The organism is Arthrobacter sp. 2RAF22 (assembly GCF_052115325.1).
Classification (GTDB): Bacteria; Actinomycetota; Actinomycetes; order Actinomycetales; family Micrococcaceae; genus Arthrobacter.
In genome coordinates this window covers 415215-441480 of record NZ_JBFRGL010000001.1, presented here as the reverse complement: position 1 = coordinate 441480, position 26266 = coordinate 415215, and the positions used below count along the sequence as shown (strand labels likewise).

The following is a 26266-nucleotide window of genomic DNA, read 5'->3' as shown; positions in this document are numbered from 1 at the left end:
TGGCACTTTCCCCTGACGCTCGCTCATCTTTGACGGCCTTTTCGGCATCGCTCGCTCACATCTTGAATGTGCCCAGAAGTTGGAAGTTTCTATGGAAACATTTGGCAACCGCTTGCCGAATGATTGCCAGGGTGATTAGAATTACATCAAGCTTCAACAATTTCTGGCCTAGTCGGCCGAAGCTTTTCCATCATCGCAAGCCGGGGCATGGGGTACCGGCAAGGGTAAAGGAGCCCGCAATGAATAAGCTCAGCAAACTCAGCATCCTAGGCTATGGGGCTGGCGACGCCGCCAACAACCTTGCCTTCACTACCGCCACCATGTTCCTGCTTGTCTACTACACCGACGTCGCTGGCATATCCGCGGCGGCCGCCGGCACCCTGTTGCTTACGGTCAGGATCTTCGACGCTTTCGCCGATGTCTTCGCCGGACGATTGGTTGACCGCGCCTACAGCAAGCGCTTCGGAAAATTCCGCCCGTTCATCATGTTCGGCTCCATCCCATTGCTGCTTTTGAGTGTCGCGGCCTTCTCCATTCCACAGGTCGGCGAAACAGGGATGTTGCTCTATGCCTACGTGACATATGCGGCGCTGGGCCTGGCCTACTCGCTGGTCAACATCCCGTACGGTTCGCTAGCGGGCGCGATGACCCAGGAGCCGGGGGAGCGAGCCAAGCTCGGATCCGCCCGCATGGTCGGCGCCCTTTTGGTCAGTTCCGCGTTGGGCATCTTCGTAGCTCCGCTGATCAAGCCCGGCGCCAACCTGCAGTCCACGTTCACCATCATTACTCTGGCCTTCGTCGCGATCGGCGCGGCTCTGTACTTCTTCACGTTCCTGACCGCCAAGGAGCGGGTGCACCGTGCGGTACCCAAAGTTTCCTTCAAGCAAAGCATGGCGACGCTCAAGACAAACCGTCCCCTGCTCATGCTGTGCCTCAGCTCCTTCCTCTTCCTGACCGGCTACATGGCACTGTCTTCGGTGCAGCTGTACTACTTGCGCGACGTCCTCGGCAGGCTGGATCTTTACGCTGTCCTCTCCATCGTCCAGCTTGTGGTGACCTTTGCCCTCGCTCCGCTCATGCCGAGGTTGGTCCGAAACTTCGGCAAGAAGACCATCTACGTGGCTGCCGGTTTCCTCGCTATCATCGGCGGCGCAATCGTCTTCTTCGCTCCGGCCACCCTCGTCTGGGTTGGATTCGCGGGTCTGCTCCTGAGCATGCTTGGCGTGATGGCCGTCAACATCGTGGTGTGGGCCTTGGAAGCAGACACTGTGGAGTACGGCGAATGGAAAACCGGTGTCCGGACTGAAGGCATCACCTACGCACTGTTCTCCTTCACCCGTAAGACGGGCCAAGCCGTCGGCGGCGCCCTTGCCGCATATGCTCTCGCTGCCGGCGGTTATAAGTCCGGGACCACGCACAGCGCCGAGTCCCTGCAAGCCATCCAGTTTGCCGCAGGTGCGCTGCCCGCCATCATGACCGTCCTCGCGATCGTCGTTATGGCCAAGTACAAGTTGACCGACGCGTTCCATGCCCAGATCCTGGGCGAAATCAAGGCCCGTCGCGCCCTGGAAGCATCCGGCTCAGAGCCATTTGGCGCGGAGGCCGAGTCCGCGACTCCCGTCGAGCGGGCAGCCTCGGAACTTGCCTCGTCGACGGCCGGGGAAACCGCTCGGGAAACCGCCGGGCCAGAAAAAATCTCCACGAAATAATACTGCAACCGGTTGCCAATTATTGTCATCCATCCTAAGATCGTCTTTACCCGCCCTGTGGTGCTCGTCGCATCCGGGCCAGGCCAGCCCTCGATCAGCAACCCTGAAAGGACCAGCTGTGAAAATCATTGCCGCTGAAGTCTTCGTGACCAGCCCCACCCGGAACTTCGTGACCTTGCGGATCACTACCGAGGACGGCGTGACCGGCATCGGCGACGCGACCCTGAACGGCCGTGAACTCGCAGTGGCCGCGTACTTGAAGGAACACGTCGCGCAGCTGCTGATCGGCAAAGACCCGCACCGTATCGAGGACACCTGGCAGTTCCTGTACCGCTCTTCGTACTGGCGCCGCGGCCCGGTTACCATGGCCGCTATCGCCGCCGTCGACATGGCCCTGTGGGACATCAAGGGCAAGGTGGCCGGACTGCCGGTGTACCAGCTCCTGGGCGGCGCCTCTCGCAATGGGCTTCGCGCGTACGGGCACGCCTCGGGCGCGGACATCCCTTCCTTGTTCGACTCGGTCCGCGAGCACCTGGAACTCGGTTACAAGTCGATCCGTATCCAAACCGCGATCCCGGGCATCAAAGCCGTCTACGGTGTGGCCGCGCAGGCTCAGGCCTCGGGCGAGCGCTACGACTACGAGCCAGCCGGCCGCGGTGCGTTTCCGCAGGAAGAAGACTGGGACACCCGCGCCTACCTGCGCCACCTGCCCACCGTCTTCGAAGCGGTGCGCAACGAATTCGGCCCGGAAATCCCGCTCCTGCACGATGGCCACCACCGCATGACCCCCATCCAGGCCGCCAAGCTCGGCAAGGCCCTGGAACCGTACGACCTGTTCTGGCTCGAAGACTGCACCCCGGCCGAAAACCAGGAAGGGCTGCGCCTGGTCCGCCAGCACACCACCACGCCGCTGGCCATCGGTGAAATCTTCAACACTGTCTTTGACTTCCAGACCCTCATCAAGGAACAGCTGATCGACTACGTCCGGGCCGCGTCAACGCACTTCGGCGGGATCTCGCCGCTGAAGAAGGTCATGGACTTCGCCGCGCAGTACCAGATCAAGTCCGGTTTCCACGGCCCCACTGACATTTCGCCGGTCGGTTTCGCCGCACAGCTTCACGTGGGCCTGGCCATCCACAACTACGGCATCCAGGAATACATGCAGCACTCGGACAAGACCAACACGGTCTTCGAGCAGTCCATGACCTTCACCGACGGCTACCTGCACCCCGGCGACGAGCCGGGCCTCGGCGTCGAATTCAACGAAGAAGCCGCCAACTCCTTCCCGTACCAGCAGGCCTACCTGCCCTACAACCGCCTCGTGGACGGCACCGTCCATGACTGGTAGGAACATCGCCGTGGCTGGCGACCCCGGCGCAGCCGCGGAACAGCCGCGGCGCATCGTGGTGATGGGCGTCTCCGGTTGCGGCAAGACCACCATCGGAGACCTCGTCGCCCGGGCGCTGGGAGTTCCGTTTCTCGACGGCGATTCGCTCCACCCGGTGGAAAACGTTGCCAAGATGGCTGCGGGCACGCCCCTGACTGATGAGGACCGCTGGCCCTGGCTCGCGACCGTGGGCACCGAACTCGCCAACGCCGGCAACGGCGGGCTGGTTCTCGCGTGCTCCGCCCTCCGGCGCAGCTATCGGGACGCCATCCGCGAGAAAGCCCCGGACACCGTTTTCCTGCACCTGCACGGCAGCAAAGAGGTTCTCAGGGAACGGACAGAAGGGCGTTCCGGCCACTTCATGCCGCCCGCCCTCCTTGATTCGCAGCTCGCCACCCTGGAACCGCTCGACGCCGACGAGGCCGGGTTCGTCGTCGACATCGCCGCACCGGTCAGCGAGGTGGTCTCGGAGGCGTTGGCGGGGATTGCCGCCGTCGCGGGTTCCAAAGCTCCGGCGGCCGGCAGCGCCGGTATCGCGGGCACTCCGGCGCGGCAGTTTGACGTCGACCTCCAGTCGGCGCCGTTCAACCTCGACGACGAGGCTGTTGCGTGGGTGGATGCCACCATCCGTGGCATGAGCCTTGAGGAAAAAATCGGGCAGCTCTTCATCAACCACAACAACGATTACTCCCCGGAGTACCTCGACGGTGTGCTGGAGAACTATCACGTTGGCGGAATGCGGTACAGGCCGGGTCCGTCCGCCGCTGTCCAGCAGCACATCCGTTATGCCCAATCCAAAACGCGCATCCCGCTTTTGGTGGCCTCCAACCCGGAAATGGGCGGAGCAGGAAGCTGCGACGACGGAACTTTCGTGTCGACCCACCTTCAGGCCGGTTCACACCCGGACAAGTCCATCGCGCGGAAAATGGGCCAGGTGGCCGGTGTGGAAACCGCGGCTTTGGGCTGCAACTGGGCCTTCGCGCCGATCGTGGACATCCACTACAACTGGCGCAATACGGTCATCTCAACCCGGGCGTTCGGCAACACTCCGGACATCGTCGTGGAGCGCGCCAAGGAGTACTTCGACGGCATCAGCGAATCGGCCACTGTCTGTGCCATCAAGCATTTCCCGGGCGACGGCGTGGACGAACGCGACCAGCACGTGGTCACTTCGTACAACACGCTCGGGTACGCGGAGTGGAATTCCAGCTACGGGCACGTTTACCGGGAAATGATCGGCCACGGGATCCAGTCGATCATGGTCGGACACATCGGGGCGCCAGAGCTCACGCGGCATTTCCGTCCGGGGACGGAAGACAGGGACATCCTGCCCGCCACCCTCGCTCCGGAGCTTCTCCAGGACTTGCTCCGTGGCGAACTCGGCTTCAACGGACTGATCCTCACCGATGCATCCCAAATGGTCGGCCTCACCCAGGCCAAGAAGCGCAAGGACCTGGTCCCGGCCACCATCGCCGCCGGGTGCGACATGTTCCTGTTCTTCCGCAACCCGGCGGAGGACTTCCAGTACATGTTGGACGGCTACAAATCAGGCGTGGTCAGCGATCAGCGCCTGCATGACGCGCTGCGCCGGATTTTGGGGTTGAAGGCCAGCCTGGGGCTGCACAAGAAACTGCCGGAAGAACTGACGCCGTCGCCTGAGGCCCTGCGGCTGATCGGCAGCGAGGCGCACCTCGCCGTCGCCGCCGAAATCGCCGACAAGACCGTCACGTTGATCAAGGACACTGCCGGCAACCTGCCGATCACACCGGAAACGCATAAGCGCATCCGCCTATACGGGATCTCCGGCGGTTCCGATTTCACCCGGGCAGATCCGTTGGCCTACCTGGATACGGTCAAGGAAGAACTTGAAATCGCCGGTTTCGAGGTCCACCTCTTCAAGACGGCGGAGCAACGCGAAGCTGCGGGGGAGTCGGGCGTGAACTTCATGACCGTCATCTCGGACGAGGCCACGGGTGACTACGCGGAAAAGTACGATGCCGCGTTCGTCTTTGCCAATGTCAAGGGTTTTGCCCAAGAGGCTGCGATCCGTATCAAGTGGTCCAGTCCCATGGCGGCGGAAATCCCTTGGTACGTCACGGAAGTTCCCACGGTGTTCGTCTCCCTGAACCAGCCGAACCACTTGATCGATGTGCCAATGGTCAAGACGGCCATCAACGCCCATGCAGGGACCCGCGAGGCCATCCGGGCTACGATCCAGAAAATCCAGGGGAAGTCCGAATTCCAGGGAACGTTCAATGAGAACGTGTTCTGCGATTCGTTCGACACCCGGCTTTAGCGCGGTTCCAGCGAGTGGCGGCCACTTCCCCGAAGCAGGGGGWGTGGCCGCCGCACGGCCGGGAACAACCTCCATATTGTCGAGGCCTCGCAGTAGTATTCGGGCATGCCTGACCAGCCCGAATATCCCGCGCCGTTGAATTCAGTCGGCGCCCCGCCTCCGCGCCAAACGGAACCGCTGTCAACCGTCTCAAGGGTGCCCGTGATCGCCAAGCTCGTTTGGCCGAAGTACCTCCAATATGTTCCGGCCATGGTCACCCGGACGTCGGAGGGCAAGGTCCTGGTGCAGTGGTGGCCGAATCCCTTCGGATCGGCCACCAGAATGACGTGGCTAAAGGACACGGACGTGAGGGCCGAGCTGCGCTACGAGCGTTGAGCGCAGAGAGCGTTGAGTCAGGCAGCCGGGTTTGCGACGTCCACCAGCTTGGTGTTGTCGTCCATGAGTTCCACGGGCCTCATCGTCCATGCCGACGCCAAGCCATACGCCTCGCCCAGCACGGCGTCCAACAGGGCCTGGCCCCTGGTTTCCTTGGGGTCGATCCAATCGTCGATCATGTCCGCGGAGATCGGCACCGGGATCCGGTCATGCAGATTGTGCAGTCTTTCGTGAACGCCTTCGGGAGGGGAATCCATGGTCAGGATCGAGCAGGACAAACGCCACGCGCCGGGTGCGGACTTGTCCTCGATGCTCTCGTCGCGCCATGGCGCAAACAATCCGGCGAAGGTAATCAGCTCGTCCTGTGGCTCGACGATGTAGCGCTGCTTGGGATCCTTGCGGCCGGGGCCCGACTTCTTCCACTCGTAGTAGGCAGAGGCAGGGACGACCGCCCGCCACTTCGGCAGGGAAGCCCTGAACGCGGGGATTGACCCAGCTGTTTCCGAGCGTGCATTCCACGTGGGTACCTTCGAATCGAAGGACTTGGAGAAGGTCGGAACCAAGCCCCAGCGCCCGGCCGCGAGCTCGCGTCCGAGCGAATCGTCCCCGGCGCGTCCCCGCAGAAAGACCACGGGGTCAGTCGGGTTGATCTGGAGCGTTGGCGAGGGATAGTCGGTATCACCGCGCAGCACGGCACCGAGCTTCCTCGAGAGATAGTCTGCTTCGAAACCGACACTGAACCGACCGCACATATCGACATTCTCGCGTAGCGCTTGGGACAACGCCAGTCGTAGAAGTCCATACTGGAGCAAGATGAGGAACCCGCATCCTGACCATCCGGACATTTGGAGGGCCCATGAGCAACCCGCGTGGCGAGGATATGCCGCTGGACAAGGGCAGCCCGGCCCGCTTGACAGGGCCGGTGCTGGCAGGCGTGCTCCCGCACCAGCCGGTCGCGGTAGTTGAGAAAGCCGCCGAAGTAGCGCTCAGTGCCGGATTGCACTTGGTCCTGGCCTTCGCCGATGTCACGAGCTTTCCGGCGGCAGGGGACCGGGACGGGCATCTCACAGCCCAAGCGATCGACCCCGACGGCATCGACGACGACGCCGCGGCCATCACCGAGTCCCTCCGGTCCCGCATCGCGGATCAACTCGACGGAACGGGTGTGCAGTGGACCTTCGTGACGCTCGCCGGCGAGCCTGCCCGGTCGCTAGGCCGTTATGCAGCGAGTATCAACGCTTCCATGATCGTCGTGGGAACCAAGGAACATGGCCTCGGTCCGAGGTTTGAAGGACTAGTCACCGGATCGGTAGCCTTGCATCTGGCACATCGCCAAAACTGCCCAGTGCTCATGGTTCCCTTGGGCCGTCACGACCCAAGCAGGGATCAATGAAGGAAAGCAGCACCGCGCCGCACGGAGCCAAAACCCAGGCGGCGCAACCGGACCGGCAACCGCACCGCCCGCTCCATCTTCACGGGCGGTTCGTTCTGCTCGTCGCGGCCGGCGGAATCCTCGGGGCTTTGAGCCGCTACGGTTTCGGCATGGCCCTTCCGGCGCCAGGGGCGTGGCCGCTTCCCACCCTGCTTATCAATCTGTCCGGTGCGCTCGCGCTTGGCTGGCTCCTCGAAGCACTCGCCCGGAGCGGGCCCGACGCCGGCCTCCGCCGGATTGCCCGCTTGGGCATCGGTAGTGGTTTCCTAGGGGCCTACACCACCTACAGCACCTTGGCGCTGGACTCGGTGCATCTCTTCGGAGCAGGACGCGGGATGGACGCCATGTGGTACCTGGCAGCCAGCCTGTTGGGCGGTGTCGCGGCCACAACCCTGGGTATTTGGCTTGGGGCGCTCCGGCACCGGTCCACCCAACAGGGTCAGAAGGCCTTGAAATGACCCTCCTTTTGATGGCGCTCGCGGGCGGCGCAGGGGCGGCCGCGCGTTTCGTGGTGGATGGGGTGGTCCGTTCCTGGGCCCGGACTGCGCTGCCGTTGGGCACGATCTTCATCAACTTCTCCGGATCGCTGCTCATGGGGATCCTGGCTGGGCTGGTCATGTCACATCCGGCTCCTGAATCCCTTCAGTTGATTCTCGGCACCGGATTCCTCGGCGGATACACGACCTTCAGCACGGCAAGCTTGGAGACCGTCAGGCTTGTCCAGAGCGGCCGGACTGGATTGGCCCTCCTCAACGGAGTGGGCACCATGGCGGCATGCGTCGGAGCCGCGGCGGCCGGCGTCGGGCTGGTCTTATTGTTCTGAGGCGCACACGTCCGAGAAATCCCCCAGTGGCAAGCAAAGCCTGGGAAAACCCTCTGGAGAAACTATGTTCGAAACAGTAGTGCGAGACGGCGTCGTCTTGAAGCCTCTCGAGACATGGCACGCCCGTGATTTTGCCGAGCACATGAGCAGGGCACGGGACCATATCCGGCCGTGGGTCGGGCCGACCTTTGTCACCGAGACCGTCGAGGTGCCCGCGCTACGCTTCAGCGTTACGCCACAGCCACAGCGAACGATGGGGCGCGCATCTATGGGCTCTGGAACGACGGCAGGATCGTCGGAGGCGTGATGTTTGTGACGTTCGACTCCGCCTGGGGCATTTGCGAAATTGGCTGCTGGCTCGAACCCGGTGCTGTCGGAGGGGGCCTCATCACCCGCTCGGTCGAACTGCTCATGGAATGGGCCTTCCTAGAGCGGGGGATGTCCCGCGTCGAATGGCGCTGCCGCACCGACAACGACCGCAGCGTAGCCGTCGCGCAGCGGCTGGGGATGCGTTCCGACGGTGTCCTTCGCAGTAGCTGGGTCTACGACGGCAGGCGGTACGACAAGGAGGTATTTTCGATCCTTCGGGCCGAATGGATGAGCATGCGACCTGGTGTCGCTCACTGACAGACGTACCATGATTCCGGTAAGGGGGTCCCGATGCGTCGCTTCGGTCCAGCAGGTCGCGTCTGTGCGGTTCTTGGCGCACTCGCCATCGGGGCGCCCCTGCTCCTGTCATGTGGATCGGCCAGCGTGTGCCCGGCCGTCGGCTACATCTCGTTGGTAAGCTTGCACGTCACCGCGGAGCGCGCGGCGAATCTCGCCGCGCTCGTCATAGAGCTGTGCCAGGACGGCGCGTGCCACAGCTTTTCCGTCAATGCCTTGACGCCGCTTACACCCGGTCCCATTCCCCTGCCGAACTCGCCCGGGGCGCCTCAATCGGTGTCCTTGCGCATGGCGGATGGAAGCATCGACGTTCGTATCGAGGCCGGCATCAACGACCACCCGCTCGATCTCACGACGTCGGGCACCAACACCTCCGGCTGGTCGATCGGCATGAGCCATGTGAGGCTCAAGCCCACGCCTACGTATCCGGACGGCCGTGACTGCGGAGGCCCGACGACGGCTGTTGCCACCCTCGATGCGCTCGGCCTCCGTGCAAGCTAGCCTCTGCCGAGATCCCAATCCACTAACGCTCAACCGGACAAGTTTGCTCCAATATTTCCGCGTGCCGGTGTGGCTTCCAGATGGAAAAACCGCACTGAACCACCCACTCACCCCCATTGATAAGTATACTTACCAATGAATGCCTCGGCCGCCGGCCAGGGCACGCAACCAAACAAGGGAGACTCTCATGTTGCTTTGGATAGCCATCGTTATCGCCGTTCTCTGGCTTCTCGGCTTTATTGGCAACATCGGCGGCGGGCTCATTCACCTGCTTCTGGTTGTTGCTGTGATCGTCCTGATTTTCCACTTCATCCGCGGCAGGTCACGCGTCTAGGGTCCAGCTCCGGCCCCGCCACCCCTCCTGGGCTTAGGCTCGGGAGGGGGGCGGATGCCGCCCCCAGCGAGCCAGCCTTCAGCTGCCCCCGGCCTCTACTTCTTCAAAAGGCTCCGTGGCCTCCACTCGGCCCAGGAGCGACAGGCGGCTCGCGATCTTGGCCCCGTCAACGGGCCCGGCACTCGTCCGGTGCGCCAAGCCGCCGGCCACATCCCAGTCCAAGGGGCCGTGGCCCACCAGGAACAGAGTGATGTCCTGCTCGTACAGGACATCAACCAGATCGCTGAGGCGTTGCCAGGCCGAGGCGGACCCGGCTACCGATCCGGCCGTCGGCGAGGGTACGCCGTCGATCACCCACGTTCCGTAGTCCTTAGCCAAAGCCATGTAGTCCGCTGTCGACATGGGGCCGCCGCACAACTCCGCGAAACTGGCCCAGAGCACATCGTCGGCCGCCTTGACGGTGAGCCGTTGCGCCGTGGGGGTGAGGATCCGCTCCTGTGACTTCGCCGGATGGAACAAACCGAAGGCTCCCAGTTGCGCGGGCGTTCCGGGAGTAATGATCTTGCCCCTGCTGAAGCCCTCCTGTCCGGGAACCACTAGAGCCAGTTCTTCCGCTTGAAGATGACATACATGACAAAGCCCGCGAGAACCATCATGCCGAGTGCCATGGGATAGCCGAGCGGCCAATGGAGTTCAGGCATAACGTCGAAGTTCATTCCGTAGAGCCCGGTGACGAACGCCGGTGCAAAGAAGATCGCGGCCCAGGAGGAGATCTTCTTGGTTTGTTCGTTTTGTGCCGCACTCGCTTCGTTTTGCCGGTTCGCGGTGAGGGTCCCGTCGAGGGTCAGGGCGTTTTGGAGCAGGTCGCGGAACCCGTTTGCCCGCGAAATTACCTGCTCGACGTGGTCTTCCACATCGCGGAGTTTGCGCTGTAGCTCGATGTCTACTCCGTATTTCTCGAACCCGCGCTTCAGGGAGGCCATCATTTCGGGGAGCGGGTTGATTGCGCGCTGGAACTGAATGACTTCGCGGGCGAGTTCATAGATGCGCCGCGAAACCAGGGGATCGCCACCGAAGAGCTGGTCCTCGATCTCGTCAATGTCGTTTTCCAGGCCCGAGATCACGGGGCCGTAGTCGTCCACCACTCGGTCCAGCAGTGCGTACAGGACGGCTTCGGGGCCATGCCGCAGAAGCTCCGGTTGTTGTTCCAGATCCCTACGGACTTTGGCCACCCCGGGTGTTTCCGCATGCCGGACCGTGACCACGAAGTTCCTCCCCGTGAAGATGTGAAGTTCACCGAACTCCACGGTCTCGGTAGCGTCCACGTATCTCGCAGGCCGCAGGACGGTGAAGAGGTTGTTGTCGTAGCGTTCCAGCTTGGGCCGCTGGTGGGCGTTGACGGCGTCCTCGACGGCGAGCAGGTGGAGGCCGAATTCGGCAGCCACGGCCGCCATTTCCGTCTCGTCCGGCCGGTACAGTCCAATCCACACCATTCCGCCGTGCGCGGCCAGTGTTTCGACGCTTTGCTCGAGGCTTCCCGGAGTCGCGGTCCGGATGCCGTTCACATAGACGGCATTGTCAATGATGGTCACGAGGTTATTCTCCTCCTCTACTGCAACGCCCCGATGATTGCCCCGGCGGCAGTCATGGCCACGATGTCATGGCCGGAGTCGATGAGGGTCACGGCGGACGGCCTGCCCGCGAAACCGTTGTGGATGACGTGGCCGCCGACTCGGAATACCACCGCAATCACCAGCGCAAAGAAACCAGCGTGCAAGCTTCCTTGCACGCCCAGCTTGCCGATCAGGACGGCCAACACGATGCTCGTGAGGGCTGCGGCCACCATCAGGGGGATCCAGATTCCTGCGCCGCCGTCGATCTTCTTGAGGTCTTCCTCGGTCTTGCCAATGGCCTGCATCCACCGTCTGCCGAAGACCGCCGGCATGTACCAGACAAATCCGATGACCATGCTGGAAACGAAGGCCAGGAGTATCGCCAGCCAGTTGAGGTGCTGAAGAGAAGAGAGCCAATCCATTCTGGAATCCTAGTCGGCTTCCCTGACCGGCGAATCAGTGGAAACCTGTGCTTTGACCCGTTTCGCGGCGTCGGCCGTCTCAGCGGCATCCACGAGCCTGCCGATGAGCGGCTCTGTCCGGTAGGGGATATGGGTGTGCAGGGCAAGCACCGTTTCCGTGCGGATGACGCCCTTGGTTCTGAGGATGGAGCGGAGCGCGGTTTGCAGGTTGTGCGTGTCGGTGGCCACCACCCGGCATAAGAGATCGCCCCGCCCGGAAATTTCGTGCACCTCGAGGACCTGGGGGATGCGGCGCAGGGCTCCGATCACGCCGTCGAGTTCCCTGTGGGTCACCTCCAGCGTCACGAAGCCGACGACGTCGTACCCCACCTTTTCGAGGTCGACCTCGCGGCCGCCGTCGTTCAATACGCCCGAGCGGACAAGGCGGCGCATCCTCGATTGGGCGGTGTTGCGCGCAATCCCCAGGGACTCGCTGAGTTCACCGATCTGAACCCTGGGATCACGGATCAGCTCCAGCAGGATTTTCAGGTCCGTCGGATCGAGGGTGTTCAAATCATCACTCCGGCTCATTTGTGGTCATCTATGGACATCAATTTTGAAGATTTTGATCAATTCTTTCATGGACATCTGATCTATCTGGCAGGCTTGCGACATCCTGTTGCCATCAAATATTTTGGGCCGTCCAGTCCAGGCGCGCAAGGCCGGGTACCGCGATGGCCGCTGAGGCGAAGGCACGGAAATGACTGTCTTTAGCGAACTGCGCATGCGCCAGGCCACCGCCGGGCGCTGGGGCTGGGATGCTTCCACCACGGCGCGGCTTGTCCTGGCCGGCGCCGTCATGTTCACACTGCTGGTCGGTGCCAACTTGGCGAGCCCCCTGTATCCGCTGCTTCAGTCGGAACTGGGAATCACGTCGCTGGGTGTGACGATTGCCTTTGCAAGCTACGTCCTGGCGCTCGTGGCTGTGCTGATGCTTGCCGGCCACTGGTCCGACCATATCGGCAGGCGTGCAGCGCTGGTGCTTGCCGTCCTCGTGGGCTTGGTGGGCGGCTTGGTTTTCGCCAACGCAGACAACCTCTTGATGCTCTCAGCGGGCCGCATGCTCCAGGGTATTGCCGTGGGCCTCGCCACCGGAGCGAGCTCGGCCGCTTTGCGTGAATTGCTTCCGTCCCGGCCCGAGTGGGCTTCCCGCTTCACCTTGCTGTCATCCTCCGGAGGGGTGGCTGCCGGTCCTGCCATCGGCGGACTGCTTTCGCTTCTCCCGGGTGCAACCTCAACGCCGTTCTTCATTCACGCGGCCGTCCTGCTCCTCTTGCTCGTCCCGTTGTGGCTTCTCAAGGCGCGTCCGGCGATTCGGCCTGCGGAGGGCCCGCGTCCGTACATGGCGCTCGCCCCGCGACGGCCCTCGGTTTCCCGGGAAGCTAGGGGAGCGTTTTGGCTGGCCTCGAGCGTGGGATTCCTCAGCTTTGCCGTGTTCGGATTCTGCCTTTCGCTCGCGCCCGGCTATTTCGCCGTCGTGGTGCACGCCGATTCCCGCCCCATGACCGGGCTGCTCGCCGGCTTGACGCTCGCAGCGTCCGCGCTCAGCCAGCTGCTGACGGTCCGCGGCAGGTTCGCCGTGCCCGCTGGCCTGATGGTCCTGGGAATTTCCATTGTGCTGGTCGGCGCGGCGGCATCGCTGTCCAGTCCGATTCTGCTGGTGGCAGCGAGCCTGTCCGCCGGGGTGGGGCAGGGGATCGCCTTCCGCTTGGTGTTCAACGACGTTGCCAGCAAAGTCGAGGCGTCCCGGCATGCCCAGATCATCAGCACCGTGTACGTCATCACCTACCTTGGCAGCGCGGTGCCGGTCATCGGCTTGGGCTTGGCTGCCTCGGTGATCGGACTAGGCGCGGCCGCCAGCTATTTCACTGTGGTGTGCGGGTTGGCAGCTACGGTGCTCGCTGCTGCATCCCTCCGCAGGGTGCTCCGCAGGGGCTGACCGGCGGTTCTGACTGCGAACTAAGTTCGCAAAGATTGATTTGCAAAGAAACTCTTGCAAAGGTTTCTTTGCAAGAGTAGCGTTTCCGGCATGGACAAGGTTCAAGAGCCGGAATTCCCCGTTCGCAAGGTCGACACGGCATCCCTCAAAGCGCTCGCGCACCCGTTGCGGGTTCAGATCCTTGAGATGCTGTCCCGGTATGGGCCACAGACCGCCTGCAGCCTGGCCGAACTCCTCGATGAATCCAGCGGCGCTACGAGCTACCACTTGCGGCAACTCGCCAAGTTCGACTTCGTCCATGAAGTCCAGGGCAAGGGGACAGCGCGGGAGCGGTGGTGGGAGCGGCCCAGGGGAGCCATTCAGATCACTTCGCCCGAGTTGGCACATTCGCCGGCAACACAGGAGGCATCGCGGCTGGTAACCCGCGAGTTCGAACGCAGCAGGCAGGCTGTCCTCGCCGACTTCATGGCACACGGCATGGACTCGTTGGACGAAGAATGGCTCGACGCGGCCATCGTCAACACAGCCAACGCCCGGATGTCAGCGGAGCAGCTTGGCCGCTACGCCCGCTCCATGGAAGCCTTCGCCCGCAATCTCCTGGAGGAAATCCGGAGCGAACCCGAGGCGGACGACGCCCGCCCCGTGCAGATCCATTTCAACGCATTCCCGATCCTGGGAGTCCCGGCGTGGGCCGGAGACAAGAAGTCCCGCGATGCGAAGTCGCACGCAGCAGGCACCGAAGGGAAAGAGTCATGAGCACAGCCACCGCATCATGCGGCACCTACCGCCGGCCCTCCATGTTGGAATCGGCAGCCGCCGGAATCGGATCCGGGCTTGTCTCGTGGGCCGAGCGCAGGCGCTACATTCCTCCGCTCGAGCTGGCGGTGCAGCAAGCGGCGTTGAGGCGCCGGCAGGAACTCGGCGACTTGCGCCAGGACGCTATCGCGGCGGCCCACTCGGGACTCGAGCCACGCCGCTAAGCGGGTCTAATCCAAGCCGCGTCCAAGTCAGCCGTTATTCCGGCAGCGGCCCGTGGTTGCCCTGGATGTGGGCGAAGACCAAAGTGGTCTCGGTGTGGCCCACCACGGGGTCGGTGGCGAGGTTGTCCAGGACCCAGTCGCGGAGGTCGTCGGTGTTGGCGACCGCGATATGCAGCAGGTAGTCCACGGAGCCGGAGGTGTGGAACGTGGAGATCACTGCAGGGAGGGCGGGGACCCGGGCCGTGAAGCGGTCGATCTGGTCGCGGTCATGCGCGCGAAGGCGCACGGCGATCAAGGCCTGCACCGATCGGCCGATCGCCGGGAGGCTGAGGACTGCTTCGAAACCCTCGATAATGCCGCGTTCGGAGAGTGACCTCGTACGCATGAGCGCCGTCGACGGAGCAATTCCGACGAGTTCGGCCAGCTGCTTGTTGGAGATCCGGGCATCGTCGACCAAAGCCGCCAGGATGCGCTCATCGATCGCATCCAATGGCTCGCTGGTGCCGACGGGCCGAACGTTCTTCGGGGTGATGGTCACGGATCCTCCTGAAATTGCTGTCTATTCATCATAGGTGCCAGTTTCCACTCAATCCATTCATTTGCACTGTCAATCTCCGAATTATTGCCAGATACTGACCGAATTCAACGGTGAATAATTCAAGGAGAGCAGTGACAGCCATCGATACACTCGCAGTCCACGCCGGCCGGACGGGACTCACGGAGCAGGGCGTGCATGCCGTTCCCATCGACCTTTCAACCACTGCGCCTTTGCCTTCTGTCCACGACGGCGGCCTCGCCTACGAGCAGATGGCCACGGGCGGCGTGCCCCTCGACGGTCAGAGCACGGTGTACCAACGTCTCTGGAATCCTACGGTAGCCAGGTTCGAAGACGGCGTAGCGGCGCTCGAGGGCGCTGCGCAAGCTGTCGGTTTTGCCTCGGGGATGGCTGCGTTCAGCGCCGTGCTGCTCGCCGCCCAATCAGAAGGCAAGACGCACGTGGTTGCGGTGCGGCCACTCTATGGCGGCACGGACCACGTCCTGGCCAGCGGCCTGCTGGGTAACCAGGTCACCTTCGTCAAGGCCGACGGCGTGCGGGATGCCCTTCGTCCGGACACCGGCCTGGTGGTGGTGGAAACCCCGGCCAACCCGAGCCTGGATCTTGTGGACCTGAACCGCCTGGTGGCCGACGCCGCAGACGTTCCGGTGCTCGTGGACAACACGTTCGCGACGCCGATCCTCCAGCAACCGCTCAAGCACGGCGTCGCGATGGTGCTCCACAGTGCCACGAAATTCCTGGGCGGCCACGGCGATGCCATGGGCGGCGTGGTGGCAACCAGTGCGGAGTGGGCCACGCGGCTGCGCCGGGTCCGTGCCGTGACGGGCGGCATCCTGACTCCTTGGCCCGCCTACCTGTTGCACCGCGGCCTGGCGACACTTCCCATCCGGGTGCGTGCCCAACAGGACCACGCCCACAAGATCGCGGCGGCGCTCGCGAGTCACGAACTCGTGGCCAAGGTGTACTACCCGGGGCTTCCCGAGTGCGATCCACTGCACCTGGTCGGCACGCAGATGAGTGGTCCGGGCTCGTTGATCTCCTTCGATCTCGAGTCGGCCGAGCATGCGGAGCGCATTCCGGGCGCTGTCCGCCTCATCACCCACGCGGTATCGCTGGGCGGCATCGACACGCTGATCCAACACCCCGCCGGATTGACCCACCGCCCGGTTGCCCCGGAGGCCAAGCCCCAGGCGCGCATGCTCAGGCTTTCCATCGGCTTGGAAGATCCCGCCGACATCATCGACGACCTGGTCCAGGCCCTCGAGTCCACCCGGTAGGGCCCGCTACTTTCCCCGTCCGGCCGGGTTCAAGGAGCCGACGACGGCGAGCTGCGGCGCCGGGGATCGGTGCACGACGGCGGTGATCACCGCCGTCGTGCATCCCAAGGCGATGACCGTCCAGGCGAGTGCGGTCCACCCGAAAGCCTGGAAGGCGAGTCCGCCGGCCCAGCCAATAATGCTGGACCCCAGGTAGTAGGAGAGGTTATACAACGACGCTGCTTGCGCGCGGCCGCTCGTCGCGATGGTCCCGGTCCAGCCTGCTCCGATGCTGTGCGCGGCGAAAAAGCCGCCGGTAAAGACCACCAAGCCAGCCAGAACCGCGGCGAGGTTGTCCCACAGGGTGAGTCCCAGTCCGGCCGTCATTGTCGCGATCCCGGCGAGCATGACCGTGCGGCGGCCGAATCTCATGGACAGTCCGGCTCCCCAGCGGGAGCTCACGGTTCCGGACAAGTAGGCCAGGAAAATCAGGCTGACCACGGTGGCGGGCAGTCCGAAGGGCGCGGCATGGAGGCGGAAGCCGAGGTAGTTGTAGACGGCCACGAAGCCGCCCATCAAGAGGAACGCTTGAATGTATAGGGCCAGCAGCCGCGGATTAGCGGAATGGTCCGCCAACGTCTTCATGGCGCCGCGGAAACCTCCGGCCGAGCGTGGGGTGAAGCGGCGTGGCTTCGGGACCAGCAGCAGAAAGAGGGCGGCCGACGCCGTCGCCAGGATGGAGACCGCGAAGGCGGCGGCCCGCCAACCCCACAATTCACCGATGGGTCCCGCGAGCAAGCGGCCGGCAAGACCGCCGAGGGTGGTTCCGGCGACGTAGCTGCCGGCAGCGAGCGCAGCGTGCACTTTGTTGACTTCTTCATTCAAGTACGCGATGGCGATCGCCGGGATACCGCCGAGGGCCATGCCCTCCAGCGCCCGCAAAGCGAGGACAAGCGGAAAGGTGGGGGCCAGGGGGACGAGCAGGCCCAAGACGGTGGCCGCCGCGATTCCGATGGCCATGGCACGCACGCGGCCGATCTTGTCGGCGACGAAGGACCACGGCAATACCGTTGCCGCTAGGCCCACCGTGGCCAAGGAAATCGTGAGCGCAGCCTCGGCCGCCGTGATGTGCAGCTCATTTGCCATGAGCGGCAAGACGGCCTGGGTGGAGTACAGCTGCGCGAAGGTGGCCACGCCGGCGAGGGCCAGGCCGGCGAGGATACGCCGGTAAGCGGTGGAGCCCTTCAGATGGCCTTCCCAATCGGTCTCTGCGGGGCTCTTGGCGGCTGCGTTTGTACTCACCCCTCCACAGTAGGGCGAGCATCAGTGATGACTCCAATGCATGATTCGCTTAATATTGATAGCGGACATGGATGGTTTTGAAGAGGTCGATCTGAGGGTGGACAAGCATGGACATCGAACACAAGCAACTGGTCCAACTGCTGCCGTTGCTCCCCCTGCTGGCTGAGCTTGGCCGGACGGAACATGTCACGGAGACGGCCGAGTTGCTCGGAGTACCCCAATCGACGGTGAGCCGGGCGCTGGCCCGGGCAAGCGCCGTCGTCGGGACCGAGCTCCTTGTCCGTGAAGGCCGCGGAGTCCGGCTGACCCAGGCCGCTAAGACGCTGCTTCCCTATATCGAAGCGGCGCTCGCGGAATTCCAGGCGGGGCTGGATGTGGTCCGGCACGAATCCGATGTTGTCCGCGGCAGAATCGCGGTGAGCTTCCAACACACATTCGGCGAGGCCACGTTGCCGCTGCTCATGAGCGCATTCCGGAGCCGGCACCCTTTCACGGCTTTCGAGCTCAGCCAAGGAGCCCGTGCCGCCTGCCTTGAATCGCTCATCGCCGGTGACGCCGACTTCGCCTTGACGGCACCCGTGGCGGCTCCGGGCAGGAACCTCGGCTCGGCTTCTCTGTACCGCGAGCCGTTGCGGCTAGTGGTCCATCACCGCCATCAGTTGGCCCGGCGGCCCAGCGTGCGGCTCGCCGAGCTCAAGCATGAGCCGTTCGTTTCCATGGGACCCGGTTTCGGCCTGCGCTCGCTAACCGACGCGATCTTCCGGGACGCGGGCTTCCGCCCGAGGATCGCTTTCGAGAGCCAGGACTCGCATACCATCCGAGGACTCGTGTCGGCCGGGCTGGGCTACAGCATCCTGCCGCCGGGAGGACTCGGGCCTGGACCACAAGGTGTCCTTGATTCCACGGACCTGGGGTGGGTGGAGGTATCGCTCGACTCGGAGCTCGCATACCGGGAGATAGGCATTGCCTGGCGCGAACGGCGCAAGGAACCGGACCCCGTCAGGCTCTTCCGCGAACTCGTGCTTTCCGAAGGGCCTGGGCTGCTCGCAGGCCTCGTCAAAGCGCGATCCGGAACCCAATAGGACCACCCGTTGCCCCCGCGCTAGGCTTTTGGACGTGGAGACTGCAGAGAACAAAACCCCCCGGCCCGACGCAACGGTCATCGGGCTCGACATCGGCGGCACCAAGACCCGCGGTGTCCGGTTCGAAGACGGCAAACCGGTCCGCGACGAAAGCACCGGCAGCTCGAACGTCCAGAACGTGAGCCGCGAGACGGCGGCCAGGAATCTCGCAGAGCTCTTCGCCATGATCGGCGGCGGCGACGTGGACCGGGTCCTTGCCGGGGCAGGCGGAATCGACACCGACGCCGATGCCCGCGCCCTCGCCGAGCTGATCGAACCCCATGTTCCAGGGGCGCAGGTCACGGTGGTCCACGATTCCCGGCTGCTACTGGCGGCAGGCCGGGCCAGCACGGGAGTGGCTGTCATTGCCGGAACCGGATCCGCGGCCTGGGGCAAGAATGCCGAGGGGGAAGAAGCCCGTGCCGGGGGCTGGGGCTTTCTCCTGGGCGATGAAGGCAGCGGATACTGGCTGGGTAGGGAGGCGGTGCGCCACAGCCTCCGGCGCATGAACAAAGGGCTGGAACCGGATGGCCTCACAGCGGCCCTCCTGGAATCCTGCGGGGTGGACGATCCCAACAAACTCATCGCGCTGTTCCACTCGGAGGACACCGACCGGCGGTACTGGGCCCAGCGCGCAAGCGCCGTAGTCGAGACCGCGCGGGAAGGCCTCGAGATAAGCCGCCAACTCCTGGACCAGGCAGGACGGGATCTCGCGGAACTCGCGGCGCAAGCCGTCCGGCAACTCGGCCTTCCCGGACCGGTGATTCTTGGCGGCGGGCTCGGCATGAACGTGGAGCCTTTACAGTCCGCTTTCCGGGCGGGACTGGCCGCACACGGGATCACCGATGTCCGGGTCCTAGACCAGGAACCGGTTTTCGGTGTGCTGCGGATTGTCGCAGAGCTGCCCTAGTCGGGACCGTTAGTCAGTAGCCCTGTTCCGGGACCTCGGCTTGAGCTGGACCCCTGGCATAGGCGGTGCGGGGATGCGCCCGGCTTCCGCTCCGGCGTCGGGCCCGTGGCCATGGATCCAACCGAAGCGCGCATTACGGGCGTCCTCGTCGCTCAGGAGCGCCTGGGCTTCCCAATCTTCGCGGGCCTGCGCCACTTCCTCGTGCGTCCGGCCCACGAAGTTCCACCACATCAGGATGTCCTCTTCGAAGGGTTCACCGCCCAGGAGCATGAAGCGGGTTCCCGGGGCTGCGTCGAGGCGGAGCGATTCCCGGCCCATGCCGAGGAATGCCAAGGGGCCGGGGTCGACTTCCTGGCCGTCGATCATCGCGGAACCGTCCAGGACCAGCACCGCATGCTCGAAATCGGGATTCAGAGGCAACTCGACGGCGCCCGAGGCTGAGACTTCCACGCCGACAATCGGGCTGAACATGACCGCGGGGGAGCGCTGTCCGGCGAACTCTCCCACGAGAACAGTGGCCCTGAAACCGTCCGCCACGACCACCGGCAGGTCGACGATCTGCTGGAACGACGGCGCACGGTGCCTCACGGCGTCGGGCAAAGCAACCCACAACTGAAGGCCCCGGGACAGCGGCAGGAGGTCGCCGCCGTCGGGCGCGTCCGGGTCGAGTCCTGCCGGCGGGACACCGAACTCGGAATGCGAAATGCCGCGACCGGCCGTCATGATGTTCAACTGCCCGGGACGGACCAGCACGTCGCTTCCGACGCTGTCGCGATGCCGCACCTCGCCCTGGAGGGGCCACGTGACCGTCTGAAGTCCCATGTGCGGGTGGGGAAGGACGCTCATCGCGATGCGGTCCGGGCCGAAGCTGTCCAGGAAGCACCAGGCTCCAACCGTCGGCATTCCGCGTTGGGGGAGGGTGCGCGAGACGTTCATGGCCCGGACGCCGCCGAGGGGAACCTCGCGGGCCGGCCAGAGCTGTACAAAAGGTCCTTGCCCGGGATGTCCGGCCGGGCAGACTTCCTGGGACGGGGCCGTTTCCAAGTTGGTCACAATACAACTCCATGTGCTGAACAGTGTTCCCTCCAGCTTAGGCCTAGGCTGGCTCCATGAGCATGCAGTTCGACACCCGCCCGGCCGCGTACGGAGTGGTCATCCGCGACGGAGCGATCCTTCTCGCCTATTGGAAGCAAGACGGCAAGGAAGGCTGGACCCTCCCCGGGGGAGGCCTGGATTTGGGGGAGCATCCAGTCGACGGTTGCCGCCGCGAGATCCAGGAGGAAACCGGATACGACGCCGACATCGGAGCGATGCTCGGCATCGACGTCGGCCACTGGCCGGGTGAGGAGCGGCTGGACGGATCAGGCCGTGATTTCCAGGCAATCCGGCTGGTCTACGAGGCAAGCATCACGGGCGGCGAATTGACCCACGAGATTGACGGCAGCACTACCCACGCCGCCTGGGTGCCACTGGGCAAGGTTCCCGGACTGAACCGGGTGTCACTGGTGGACATCGGCCTCCGCCTGCTCAGTGAGCGTCCCCTCAACGGAAAACTGCAGACGCCCTGAGCATTGCCGATTCATTACGGTCTTCGCGCCTGCACTGACATCGTCGGTGGTGCTGGTTAGGCTGTAGAACATCAGTTCGCTGTTGATTGAGTTCCATCGTTGATATTTGCGGCCCAAAAAGTTAGGTAAGCCCCGGAATGGCTGAAGCCATGATTGAGTTCCAGAGCGTCACCAAGCAGTATCAGGGCGGACAACCCGCTGTTGATGGATTGAGCATGTCCATCGACAAGGGTGCCATCACCGTGTTCGTCGGACCCTCGGGCTGCGGAAAGACCACGTCCCTGCGGATGATCAACCGCATGGTAGAGCCCACCTCGGGCACCATCACCGTGGCCGGCAAGGATGTCTCGAACGAACCTGCCGCCCAGTTGCGCCGCTCCATGGGTTACGTCATGCAGTCCTCAGGACTCATGCCGCACCGCTCGGTGCTGGACAACATTGCCACCGTTCCGCGGCTCAACGGCGTTTCCAGGGCGGCAGCCCGCAAACGCGCGGAAGAACTGCTCGACGTCGTCGGGCTGGCTTCCGTGCTCGGCAAGCGGTACCCGTCCCAATTGTCCGGCGGCCAGCAGCAGCGCGTCGGCGTGGCGCGAGCGCTCGCAGCCGACCCGCCCGTGCTGCTCATGGACGAGCCCTTCAGCGCGGTGGACCCGGTGGTCCGCGACGAACTTCAGCAGGAACTCCTCCGGCTCCAGCGCGAACTGGCCAAGACGATTGTTTTCGTCACCCATGACATCGATGAGGCCACCGTGCTCGGCGACAAAGTGGCCGTTTTCGCCGTCGGGGGCAAACTGGCGCAATACGCGGCACCCGAAGAGATCCTCCGGGCACCCGCCAATGACTTCGTGGCCTCGTTCGTTGGCCGTGACAGGGGATTCCGGCACCTTTCCTTCAACGGCGCCGATGCTGTTCCGGTGCATCCGGTCAAGACCGTGGAAGCCCCGCACGTTGCCGCGGGCAGCACCGAATGGGCGCTGGTGCTCGACGGCGACTCCCGGCCTATGGGATGGGCTTCACCACGCGACCGCGCCGGGCTGATTCCCGGTGGGTCCTTGTTCCGGCGCGGAGACACGCTCCGCAGGGCGCTGGATGCCGCGTTGTCCTCGCCTTCCGGCCTTGGCGTGGTGGTGGACGACGACGGGCGGCTCGAGGGCGTCCTCAAAGCCGATGAAGTGCTGGCGCTCATCGAACAGACCCGGCACAACCGGGAGGACGCCCCCTGATGGAATGGTTCCTGGCGAACAGCGGCATGGTCTTCGAACGGGCTGGCGAGCACCTTGTCCTGGCTTTGATTCCCATGGTTCTGGGTCTGCTCATTGCGGTGCCCTTGGGGCAACTGGCCCGCCGGAACCGTACCCTCAGGACCGTGGTCACTACAGCAAGTTCCCTGCTGTACACCATTCCCTCATTGGCGCTTTTCATCATCCTGCCGCCGATCCTCGGAACCCGGATCCTGGATCCACTCAACGTGGTGGTTGCCCTCACCATGTACGCCGTTGCCCTGCTCGTGCGGGCTGCCATGGACGCCTTCGACTCCGTGGACGACGACCTCCGCATGGCGGCAGTGTCCATGGGATTCAAGCCGACCGCACGGTTCCTCCAGATCGACCTTCCGCTTTCCTTGCCTGTGCTTTTTGCTGGCCTGCGCGTGGTGTCCGTCAGCAATATCTCCCTCGTCAGCGTCGCCGCGCTTCTAGGCGTCGGGAACCTGGGAATGCTGTTCACCGACGGGCTGCAGCGGGCGTTCGTCACTGAGGTGGTGATCGGCATCATCGCGATTCTCCTGCTTGCCCTCGTCATGGACACGTTCCTGGTCCTGCTCGAGAAACTGCTGACCCCCTGGACGCGGGCGAGCGCCGCAACCACCAGACAGGATGGCAAAGCCGACAGTAAAGCGGCGCAGTTCATCGCGGATGCCGAGATCCACGGGGAGGCCGCCCGATGAGCAACATCTTCGTTGACACCCTCGCTTGGCTCACGGATCCGGTCCACTGGTCAGGAAGCGGCGGAATCGCCACAAGGCTCTTGGAACACCTGCAGTACTCCGGGCTGGTCCTCGTAATTGCCGCGGCGATCGCCGTGCCGGTGGGCCTCTTCATCGGCCACACGGGACACGGACGCGTGGTCGCCGTCGCGTTCGCCGGGGCCTTGCGGGCACTTCCGACCCTCGGCCTGCTTGTCCTCTTTGCCCTGTTGGCTGGAAGCGGACTCATGCCCCCGGTTTGGGCCCTCGTCATCTTGACAGTGCCACCGCTCTTGGCCGGGACCTACGCCGGGATTTCCAGCGTGGATCCAACGGTGGTTGACGGGGCCCGGGCCATGGGCATGACGGAACTGCAGATCTTGTTCCGGGTAGAGCTGCCCAACGGACTCCAGGTCATGTTCGGCGGCATCCGCACGGCGGTCCTTCAGGTCATCGCGACGGTTTCCGTGGTGGCATACCTTCCGCTGGGCGGCCTGGGGCGTTATCTTTTTGACGGATTGGTCCTTCAGGACTTCCCCCGCATGCTCGGCGGGTCACTGCTCATCGCGGCGTTGGCAATCGCCGTCGACCTCGTTCTGGCCGTGGCGCAGAGGATCCTCCTCCCGCCCGGACTTTCCATCGATTCCAGCGGCGGCCACAAGGCCGCCGGAGATCTCGCAGCCGCCGCACCGGCGGGGGCTGCCGTTCAAGGAGGTACCGCATGAAGCAACCCGTCACCCTGACCCGCCGCGGGCTCGGCGGCCTGGCGGCCGGAGTCGGCATTGCCCTTGCACTCAGCGCATGTGGCGGCAGCCCGCTGTCCAGCCCGTCCACCAACGCCCCCTCCGGGGCCGGCGGCTCGCTCACGGTGGGCTCGGCAGATTTCCCCGAGAGCCAGGTCATCGCCGAAATCTACGCCGGAGCACTGAACGCCGCCGGCGTTACCGCTACGACAAAGCCCAATATCGGATCCCGCGAGATCTACTTCAAGGCCGTACAGGACGGTTCGATCGATCTCGCCCCTGACTACTCCGGAAACCTGTTGTCCTACCTGGACACGAACGCCACGCAGGTATCGGCCGATGATGTCTACAAGGCGCTGCCCGGGAAGCTTCCGCAGGGCTTGGGAGTGCTCGATCCCGCCAAGGCTGAGGACAAGGACGCCATGGTTGTCACGAAGGCCACGGCGGAGAAGTACCAGCTCAAGTCCATCGAGGACCTCGCCAAGGTCTGTGGGGACCTCACGATGGCAGCACCGGCAACCTTTGAGACCCGCGCCTACGGGTTCCCTGGCCTCAAAGCCAACTACAACTGCGTGCTCAAGGGCCTGAAGCCGTTCAGCGACGGCGGCGGGAACCTCACGCTGCAGGCCCTGCTGACCAATGATGTCCAGGTTGCCGACATCTACACCACCACGCCGTCCATCCAGGACAACGCGCTGGTGGTCCTGGATGATCCCAAGAACAACTTCAAGGCCCAGCAGGTCCTCCCGCTGTACAACATGGCCAAGATGACGGACAAGGCGAAGGCAGCCCTCAACAACGTTTCGAAGATCCTCACCACGGACGACCTCATCAACCTGAACCGCGCGGTCAGTGGCAACCAAAAGCAGAATCCAAAGGACGCTGCAGCCGCTTGGCTCAAGGACAAAGGGATCGTGAAGTAGCTTTCCCAAGCAGTGCCCGGCGGCGGAGGCCCCGGCTAAGGACGACGGCGGCGAGGAACCCTGGTGTGGGCCTCGCCGCCGTCGTCCCCAATGTGAGTGATGTCTCAACGGAAGTACATCCCCGGTGTGGCATATTTGATGAATGGCAGAATTCAAGCAGTCCACCAAGCTTCATAATGTCCTTTACGACATCCGTGGACCGATTCTTCAGGCCGCCCAGCAGATGGAGGCAGAGGGTCACCGCATCCTCAAACTGAATATCGGAAACCCGGCACCGTTCGGATTTGAAGCGCCGGACGCGATCTTGGTGGACATGATCCGCCACCTGCCGCATGCCCAGGGATACAGCGATTCGCGCGGAATTTTCTCGGCCCGTACCGCCGTCTCGCAGTACTACCAGACCCGCGGCATCCAAAACATCCACGTTGACGACATCTACCTTGGCAACGGCGTCAGCGAGCTCATCACCATGTCCCTCATGGCCTTGCTGGAGGTGGGGGATGAGATCCTCATTCCCACTCCCGACTACCCGCTCTGGACCGCCTCGGTGGCACTTGCCGGCGGCCGTCCGGTCCACTATCTGTGCGACGAGGAATCGGGCTGGCAGCCGGACCTCGAGGACATGGAATCGAAGATCACGCCTCAAACCAAGGGCATCGTGGTCATCAACCCCAACAACCCCACGGGTGCCGTGTACCCGGAGGAAACCCTCAAGAAGATCGTAGCCCTCGCTGAAAAGCATGGACTCGTTGTGTTCGCCGACGAGATCTACGAGAAGATCCTCTACGAAGACGCTGTCCACGTGAATCTTGCCGGACTCACCGGCGACGATGTCCTCTGCCTGACGTTCAGCGGATTGTCCAAGGCCTACCGGGTATGTGGCTACCGCGCCGGCTGGATGGCTATCTCCGGCCCCAAGAAAGACGCCGCAGACTACCTCGAGGGCATCAACCTGCTGGCCAACATGCGCCTTTGCGCCAACGTGCCGGCCCAGCATGCCATCCAGACCGCCCTCGGTGGCCACCAAAGCATCAACGATCTCATCTTGCCCGGCGGCAGGCTCCTCGAACAGCGGAACAAGGCCTACGATCTGCTCAACGCCATCCCCGGTGTCAGCACACAACAGGCCAGGGGTGCCCTCTATCTGTTCCCGAAGTTGGACCCCGAGGTCTATCACATCCGCGACGACGAGAAATTCGTCCTCGACCTGCTCAAAGAACAAAAAATTCTCGTCTCACACGGACGCGCCTTCAACTGGGTGCGGCCTGACCACTTCCGCATGGTGACCTTGCCGAACGTCAAGGACATTGAAGAAGCGATTGGACGCATGGCGGACTTCCTCGGGCGGTACCAAGGCAACTAGCCTGTTGTGCAAGCCGCGACGAATGCGGCCGGACCAGAGGGGACA

The 26266-nt window shown here is 63.8% G+C and carries 30 protein-coding genes; 22 read left to right on the top strand and 8 right to left on the bottom strand.

Going from position 1 to position 26266, the window contains the following annotated elements; all coding sequences use genetic code 11:
- The first annotated feature begins 239 nt into the window (after positions 1–239).
- From uidB to AB4068_RS01960, 4 genes are all read left to right on the top strand, one after another.
- Complete coding sequence (gene uidB, locus AB4068_RS01975; protein WP_059387442.1) at positions 240–1709, top strand: glucuronide transporter; 1470 nt, start codon at positions 240–242, stop codon at positions 1707–1709.
- 118 nt (positions 1710–1827) lie between these two features.
- A complete protein-coding gene (gene manD / locus AB4068_RS01970) occupies positions 1828–3057 on the top strand; it encodes a D-mannonate dehydratase ManD (RefSeq protein WP_307052539.1) in 1230 nt (409 codons plus the stop codon).
- Entirely contained in the window at positions 3047–5392 is a 2346-nt protein-coding gene (locus tag AB4068_RS01965; RefSeq protein ID WP_306958926.1) for a gluconokinase, GntK/IdnK-type, read from the top strand. Before manD ends, AB4068_RS01965 begins: the two co-directional genes overlap by 11 nt.
- 105 nt (positions 5393–5497) lie before the next feature.
- A complete protein-coding gene (locus tag AB4068_RS01960; protein ID WP_148667388.1) occupies positions 5498–5767 on the top strand; it encodes a hypothetical protein in 270 nt (89 codons plus the stop codon).
- Between the two features lie 17 nt (positions 5768–5784).
- On the opposite strand, the gene AB4068_RS01955 is transcribed toward AB4068_RS01960, so the two are convergent.
- Positions 5785–6519: an SOS response-associated peptidase gene (locus AB4068_RS01955; RefSeq protein ID WP_441432544.1), complete on the bottom strand. Its 735-nt coding sequence runs from the start codon at positions 6517–6519 to the stop codon at positions 5785–5787.
- 104 nt (positions 6520–6623) lie between these two features.
- On the opposite strand from AB4068_RS01955, the gene AB4068_RS01950 reads away from it, so the two are divergent.
- The 6 genes from AB4068_RS01950 to AB4068_RS01925 all read left to right on the top strand — a co-directional run bounded on the left by AB4068_RS01950 (position 6624) and on the right by AB4068_RS01925 (position 9523).
- The gene (locus tag AB4068_RS01950; RefSeq protein WP_307052540.1) at positions 6624–7160 is read left to right on the top strand and encodes a universal stress protein; all 537 of its coding nucleotides are present in this window, start codon (positions 6624–6626) and stop codon (positions 7158–7160) included.
- Positions 7157–7657 (top strand): fluoride efflux transporter FluC, encoded by a 501-nt coding sequence (locus tag AB4068_RS01945; protein ID WP_084784312.1) that lies wholly within the window; start codon positions 7157–7159, stop codon positions 7655–7657. The genes AB4068_RS01950 and AB4068_RS01945 overlap by 4 nt, the downstream gene beginning before the upstream one ends.
- On the top strand, positions 7654–8022 hold the full coding sequence (crcB, locus tag AB4068_RS01940; RefSeq protein ID WP_441432543.1) for a fluoride efflux transporter CrcB: 369 nt from the start codon (positions 7654–7656) through the stop codon (positions 8020–8022). The genes AB4068_RS01945 and crcB overlap by 4 nt, the downstream gene beginning before the upstream one ends.
- A gap of 171 nt (positions 8023–8193) precedes the next feature.
- Entirely contained in the window at positions 8194–8649 is a 456-nt protein-coding gene (locus tag AB4068_RS01935; protein ID WP_441432542.1) for a GNAT family N-acetyltransferase, read from the top strand.
- 33 nt (positions 8650–8682) lie between these two features.
- Complete coding sequence (locus tag AB4068_RS01930) at positions 8683–9189, top strand: hypothetical protein (protein WP_441432541.1); 507 nt, start codon at positions 8683–8685, stop codon at positions 9187–9189.
- Between the two features lie 187 nt (positions 9190–9376).
- A complete protein-coding gene (locus tag AB4068_RS01925) occupies positions 9377–9523 on the top strand; it encodes a lmo0937 family membrane protein (protein WP_113990531.1) in 147 nt (48 codons plus the stop codon).
- A 78-nt stretch (positions 9524–9601) separates the two neighbouring features.
- Here the strand turns inward: AB4068_RS01925 and zapE are convergent, their stop codons facing one another.
- From zapE to AB4068_RS01905, 4 genes are read right to left on the bottom strand one after another with little or no spacing between them, the layout of a single operon-like run.
- Positions 9602–10120, bottom strand: a complete 519-nt coding sequence (zapE, locus tag AB4068_RS01920) for an AFG1/ZapE family ATPase (protein ID WP_284991373.1) — start codon at positions 10118–10120, stop codon at positions 9602–9604.
- Positions 10120–11115 carry a magnesium/cobalt transporter CorA gene (gene corA, locus AB4068_RS01915; RefSeq protein WP_059387449.1) on the bottom strand — a complete coding sequence of 332 codons (996 nt, stop codon included), beginning with the start codon at positions 11113–11115 and terminating at the stop codon, positions 10120–10122. The genes zapE and corA overlap by 1 nt, the downstream gene beginning before the upstream one ends.
- Before the next feature lie 17 nt (positions 11116–11132).
- Positions 11133–11558 (bottom strand): DUF1761 domain-containing protein, encoded by a 426-nt coding sequence (locus AB4068_RS01910; RefSeq protein WP_059387450.1) that lies wholly within the window; start codon positions 11556–11558, stop codon positions 11133–11135.
- 9 nt (positions 11559–11567) lie between these two features.
- On the bottom strand, positions 11568–12128 hold the full coding sequence (locus AB4068_RS01905) for an Lrp/AsnC family transcriptional regulator (protein WP_059387451.1): 561 nt from the start codon (positions 12126–12128) through the stop codon (positions 11568–11570).
- A 169-nt stretch (positions 12129–12297) separates the two neighbouring features.
- Between AB4068_RS01905 and AB4068_RS01900 the strand changes: the two genes are divergently transcribed.
- From AB4068_RS01900 to AB4068_RS01890, 3 genes are all read left to right on the top strand, one after another.
- Positions 12298–13536 carry an MFS transporter gene (locus tag AB4068_RS01900; protein ID WP_332601995.1) on the top strand — a complete coding sequence of 413 codons (1239 nt, stop codon included), beginning with the start codon at positions 12298–12300 and terminating at the stop codon, positions 13534–13536.
- Between the two features lie 90 nt (positions 13537–13626).
- Entirely contained in the window at positions 13627–14292 is a 666-nt protein-coding gene (locus AB4068_RS01895) for an ArsR/SmtB family transcription factor (RefSeq protein ID WP_059387452.1), read from the top strand.
- A complete protein-coding gene (locus AB4068_RS01890; protein WP_306958920.1) occupies positions 14289–14516 on the top strand; it encodes a 2-nitropropane dioxygenase in 228 nt (75 codons plus the stop codon). Before AB4068_RS01895 ends, AB4068_RS01890 begins: the two co-directional genes overlap by 4 nt.
- 34 nt (positions 14517–14550) lie before the next feature.
- On the opposite strand, the gene AB4068_RS01885 is transcribed toward AB4068_RS01890, so the two are convergent.
- Positions 14551–15054 carry an Lrp/AsnC family transcriptional regulator gene (locus tag AB4068_RS01885; protein WP_059387454.1) on the bottom strand — a complete coding sequence of 168 codons (504 nt, stop codon included), beginning with the start codon at positions 15052–15054 and terminating at the stop codon, positions 14551–14553.
- A gap of 131 nt (positions 15055–15185) precedes the next feature.
- On the opposite strand from AB4068_RS01885, the gene AB4068_RS01880 reads away from it, so the two are divergent.
- The gene (locus AB4068_RS01880; RefSeq protein ID WP_284991379.1) at positions 15186–16349 is read left to right on the top strand and encodes a trans-sulfuration enzyme family protein; all 1164 of its coding nucleotides are present in this window, start codon (positions 15186–15188) and stop codon (positions 16347–16349) included.
- A gap of 6 nt (positions 16350–16355) precedes the next feature.
- Here AB4068_RS01880 and AB4068_RS01875 read toward each other — a convergent pair whose 3' ends face one another.
- Complete coding sequence (locus tag AB4068_RS01875; protein WP_284991380.1) at positions 16356–17630, bottom strand: MFS transporter; 1275 nt, start codon at positions 17628–17630, stop codon at positions 16356–16358.
- 107 nt (positions 17631–17737) lie between these two features.
- On the opposite strand from AB4068_RS01875, the gene AB4068_RS01870 reads away from it, so the two are divergent.
- Both AB4068_RS01870 and AB4068_RS01865 read left to right on the top strand, forming a co-directional pair.
- On the top strand, positions 17738–18712 hold the full coding sequence (locus AB4068_RS01870; protein WP_332601992.1) for a LysR substrate-binding domain-containing protein: 975 nt from the start codon (positions 17738–17740) through the stop codon (positions 18710–18712).
- A gap of 34 nt (positions 18713–18746) precedes the next feature.
- The gene (locus AB4068_RS01865) at positions 18747–19661 is read left to right on the top strand and encodes an N-acetylglucosamine kinase (protein WP_441432540.1); all 915 of its coding nucleotides are present in this window, start codon (positions 18747–18749) and stop codon (positions 19659–19661) included.
- A gap of 9 nt (positions 19662–19670) precedes the next feature.
- Here the strand turns inward: AB4068_RS01865 and AB4068_RS01860 are convergent, their stop codons facing one another.
- Positions 19671–20714, bottom strand: a complete 1044-nt coding sequence (locus AB4068_RS01860) for a pirin family protein (RefSeq protein WP_441432539.1) — start codon at positions 20712–20714, stop codon at positions 19671–19673.
- 56 nt (positions 20715–20770) lie between these two features.
- On the opposite strand from AB4068_RS01860, the gene AB4068_RS01855 reads away from it, so the two are divergent.
- The 6 genes from AB4068_RS01855 (at position 20771) to AB4068_RS01830 (ending at position 26221) form a co-directional block, all read left to right on the top strand.
- Positions 20771–21229, top strand: coding sequence for an NUDIX hydrolase (locus AB4068_RS01855; RefSeq protein ID WP_059387458.1), 459 nt, complete (start codon positions 20771–20773; stop codon positions 21227–21229).
- Between the two features lie 137 nt (positions 21230–21366).
- The gene (locus AB4068_RS01850; RefSeq protein ID WP_332601989.1) at positions 21367–22452 is read left to right on the top strand and encodes an ABC transporter ATP-binding protein; all 1086 of its coding nucleotides are present in this window, start codon (positions 21367–21369) and stop codon (positions 22450–22452) included.
- Positions 22452–23174 (top strand): ABC transporter permease, encoded by a 723-nt coding sequence (locus tag AB4068_RS01845; protein WP_284991389.1) that lies wholly within the window; start codon positions 22452–22454, stop codon positions 23172–23174. The genes AB4068_RS01850 and AB4068_RS01845 overlap by 1 nt, the downstream gene beginning before the upstream one ends.
- Positions 23171–23917 carry an ABC transporter permease gene (locus AB4068_RS01840; protein WP_284991390.1) on the top strand — a complete coding sequence of 249 codons (747 nt, stop codon included), beginning with the start codon at positions 23171–23173 and terminating at the stop codon, positions 23915–23917. Before AB4068_RS01845 ends, AB4068_RS01840 begins: the two co-directional genes overlap by 4 nt.
- Entirely contained in the window at positions 23914–24858 is a 945-nt protein-coding gene (locus AB4068_RS01835; protein WP_284991392.1) for an ABC transporter substrate-binding protein, read from the top strand. The genes AB4068_RS01840 and AB4068_RS01835 overlap by 4 nt, the downstream gene beginning before the upstream one ends.
- Before the next feature lie 142 nt (positions 24859–25000).
- Positions 25001–26221 carry a pyridoxal phosphate-dependent aminotransferase gene (locus AB4068_RS01830; protein ID WP_059387460.1) on the top strand — a complete coding sequence of 407 codons (1221 nt, stop codon included), beginning with the start codon at positions 25001–25003 and terminating at the stop codon, positions 26219–26221.
- Positions 26222–26266: the final 45 nt, after the last annotated feature.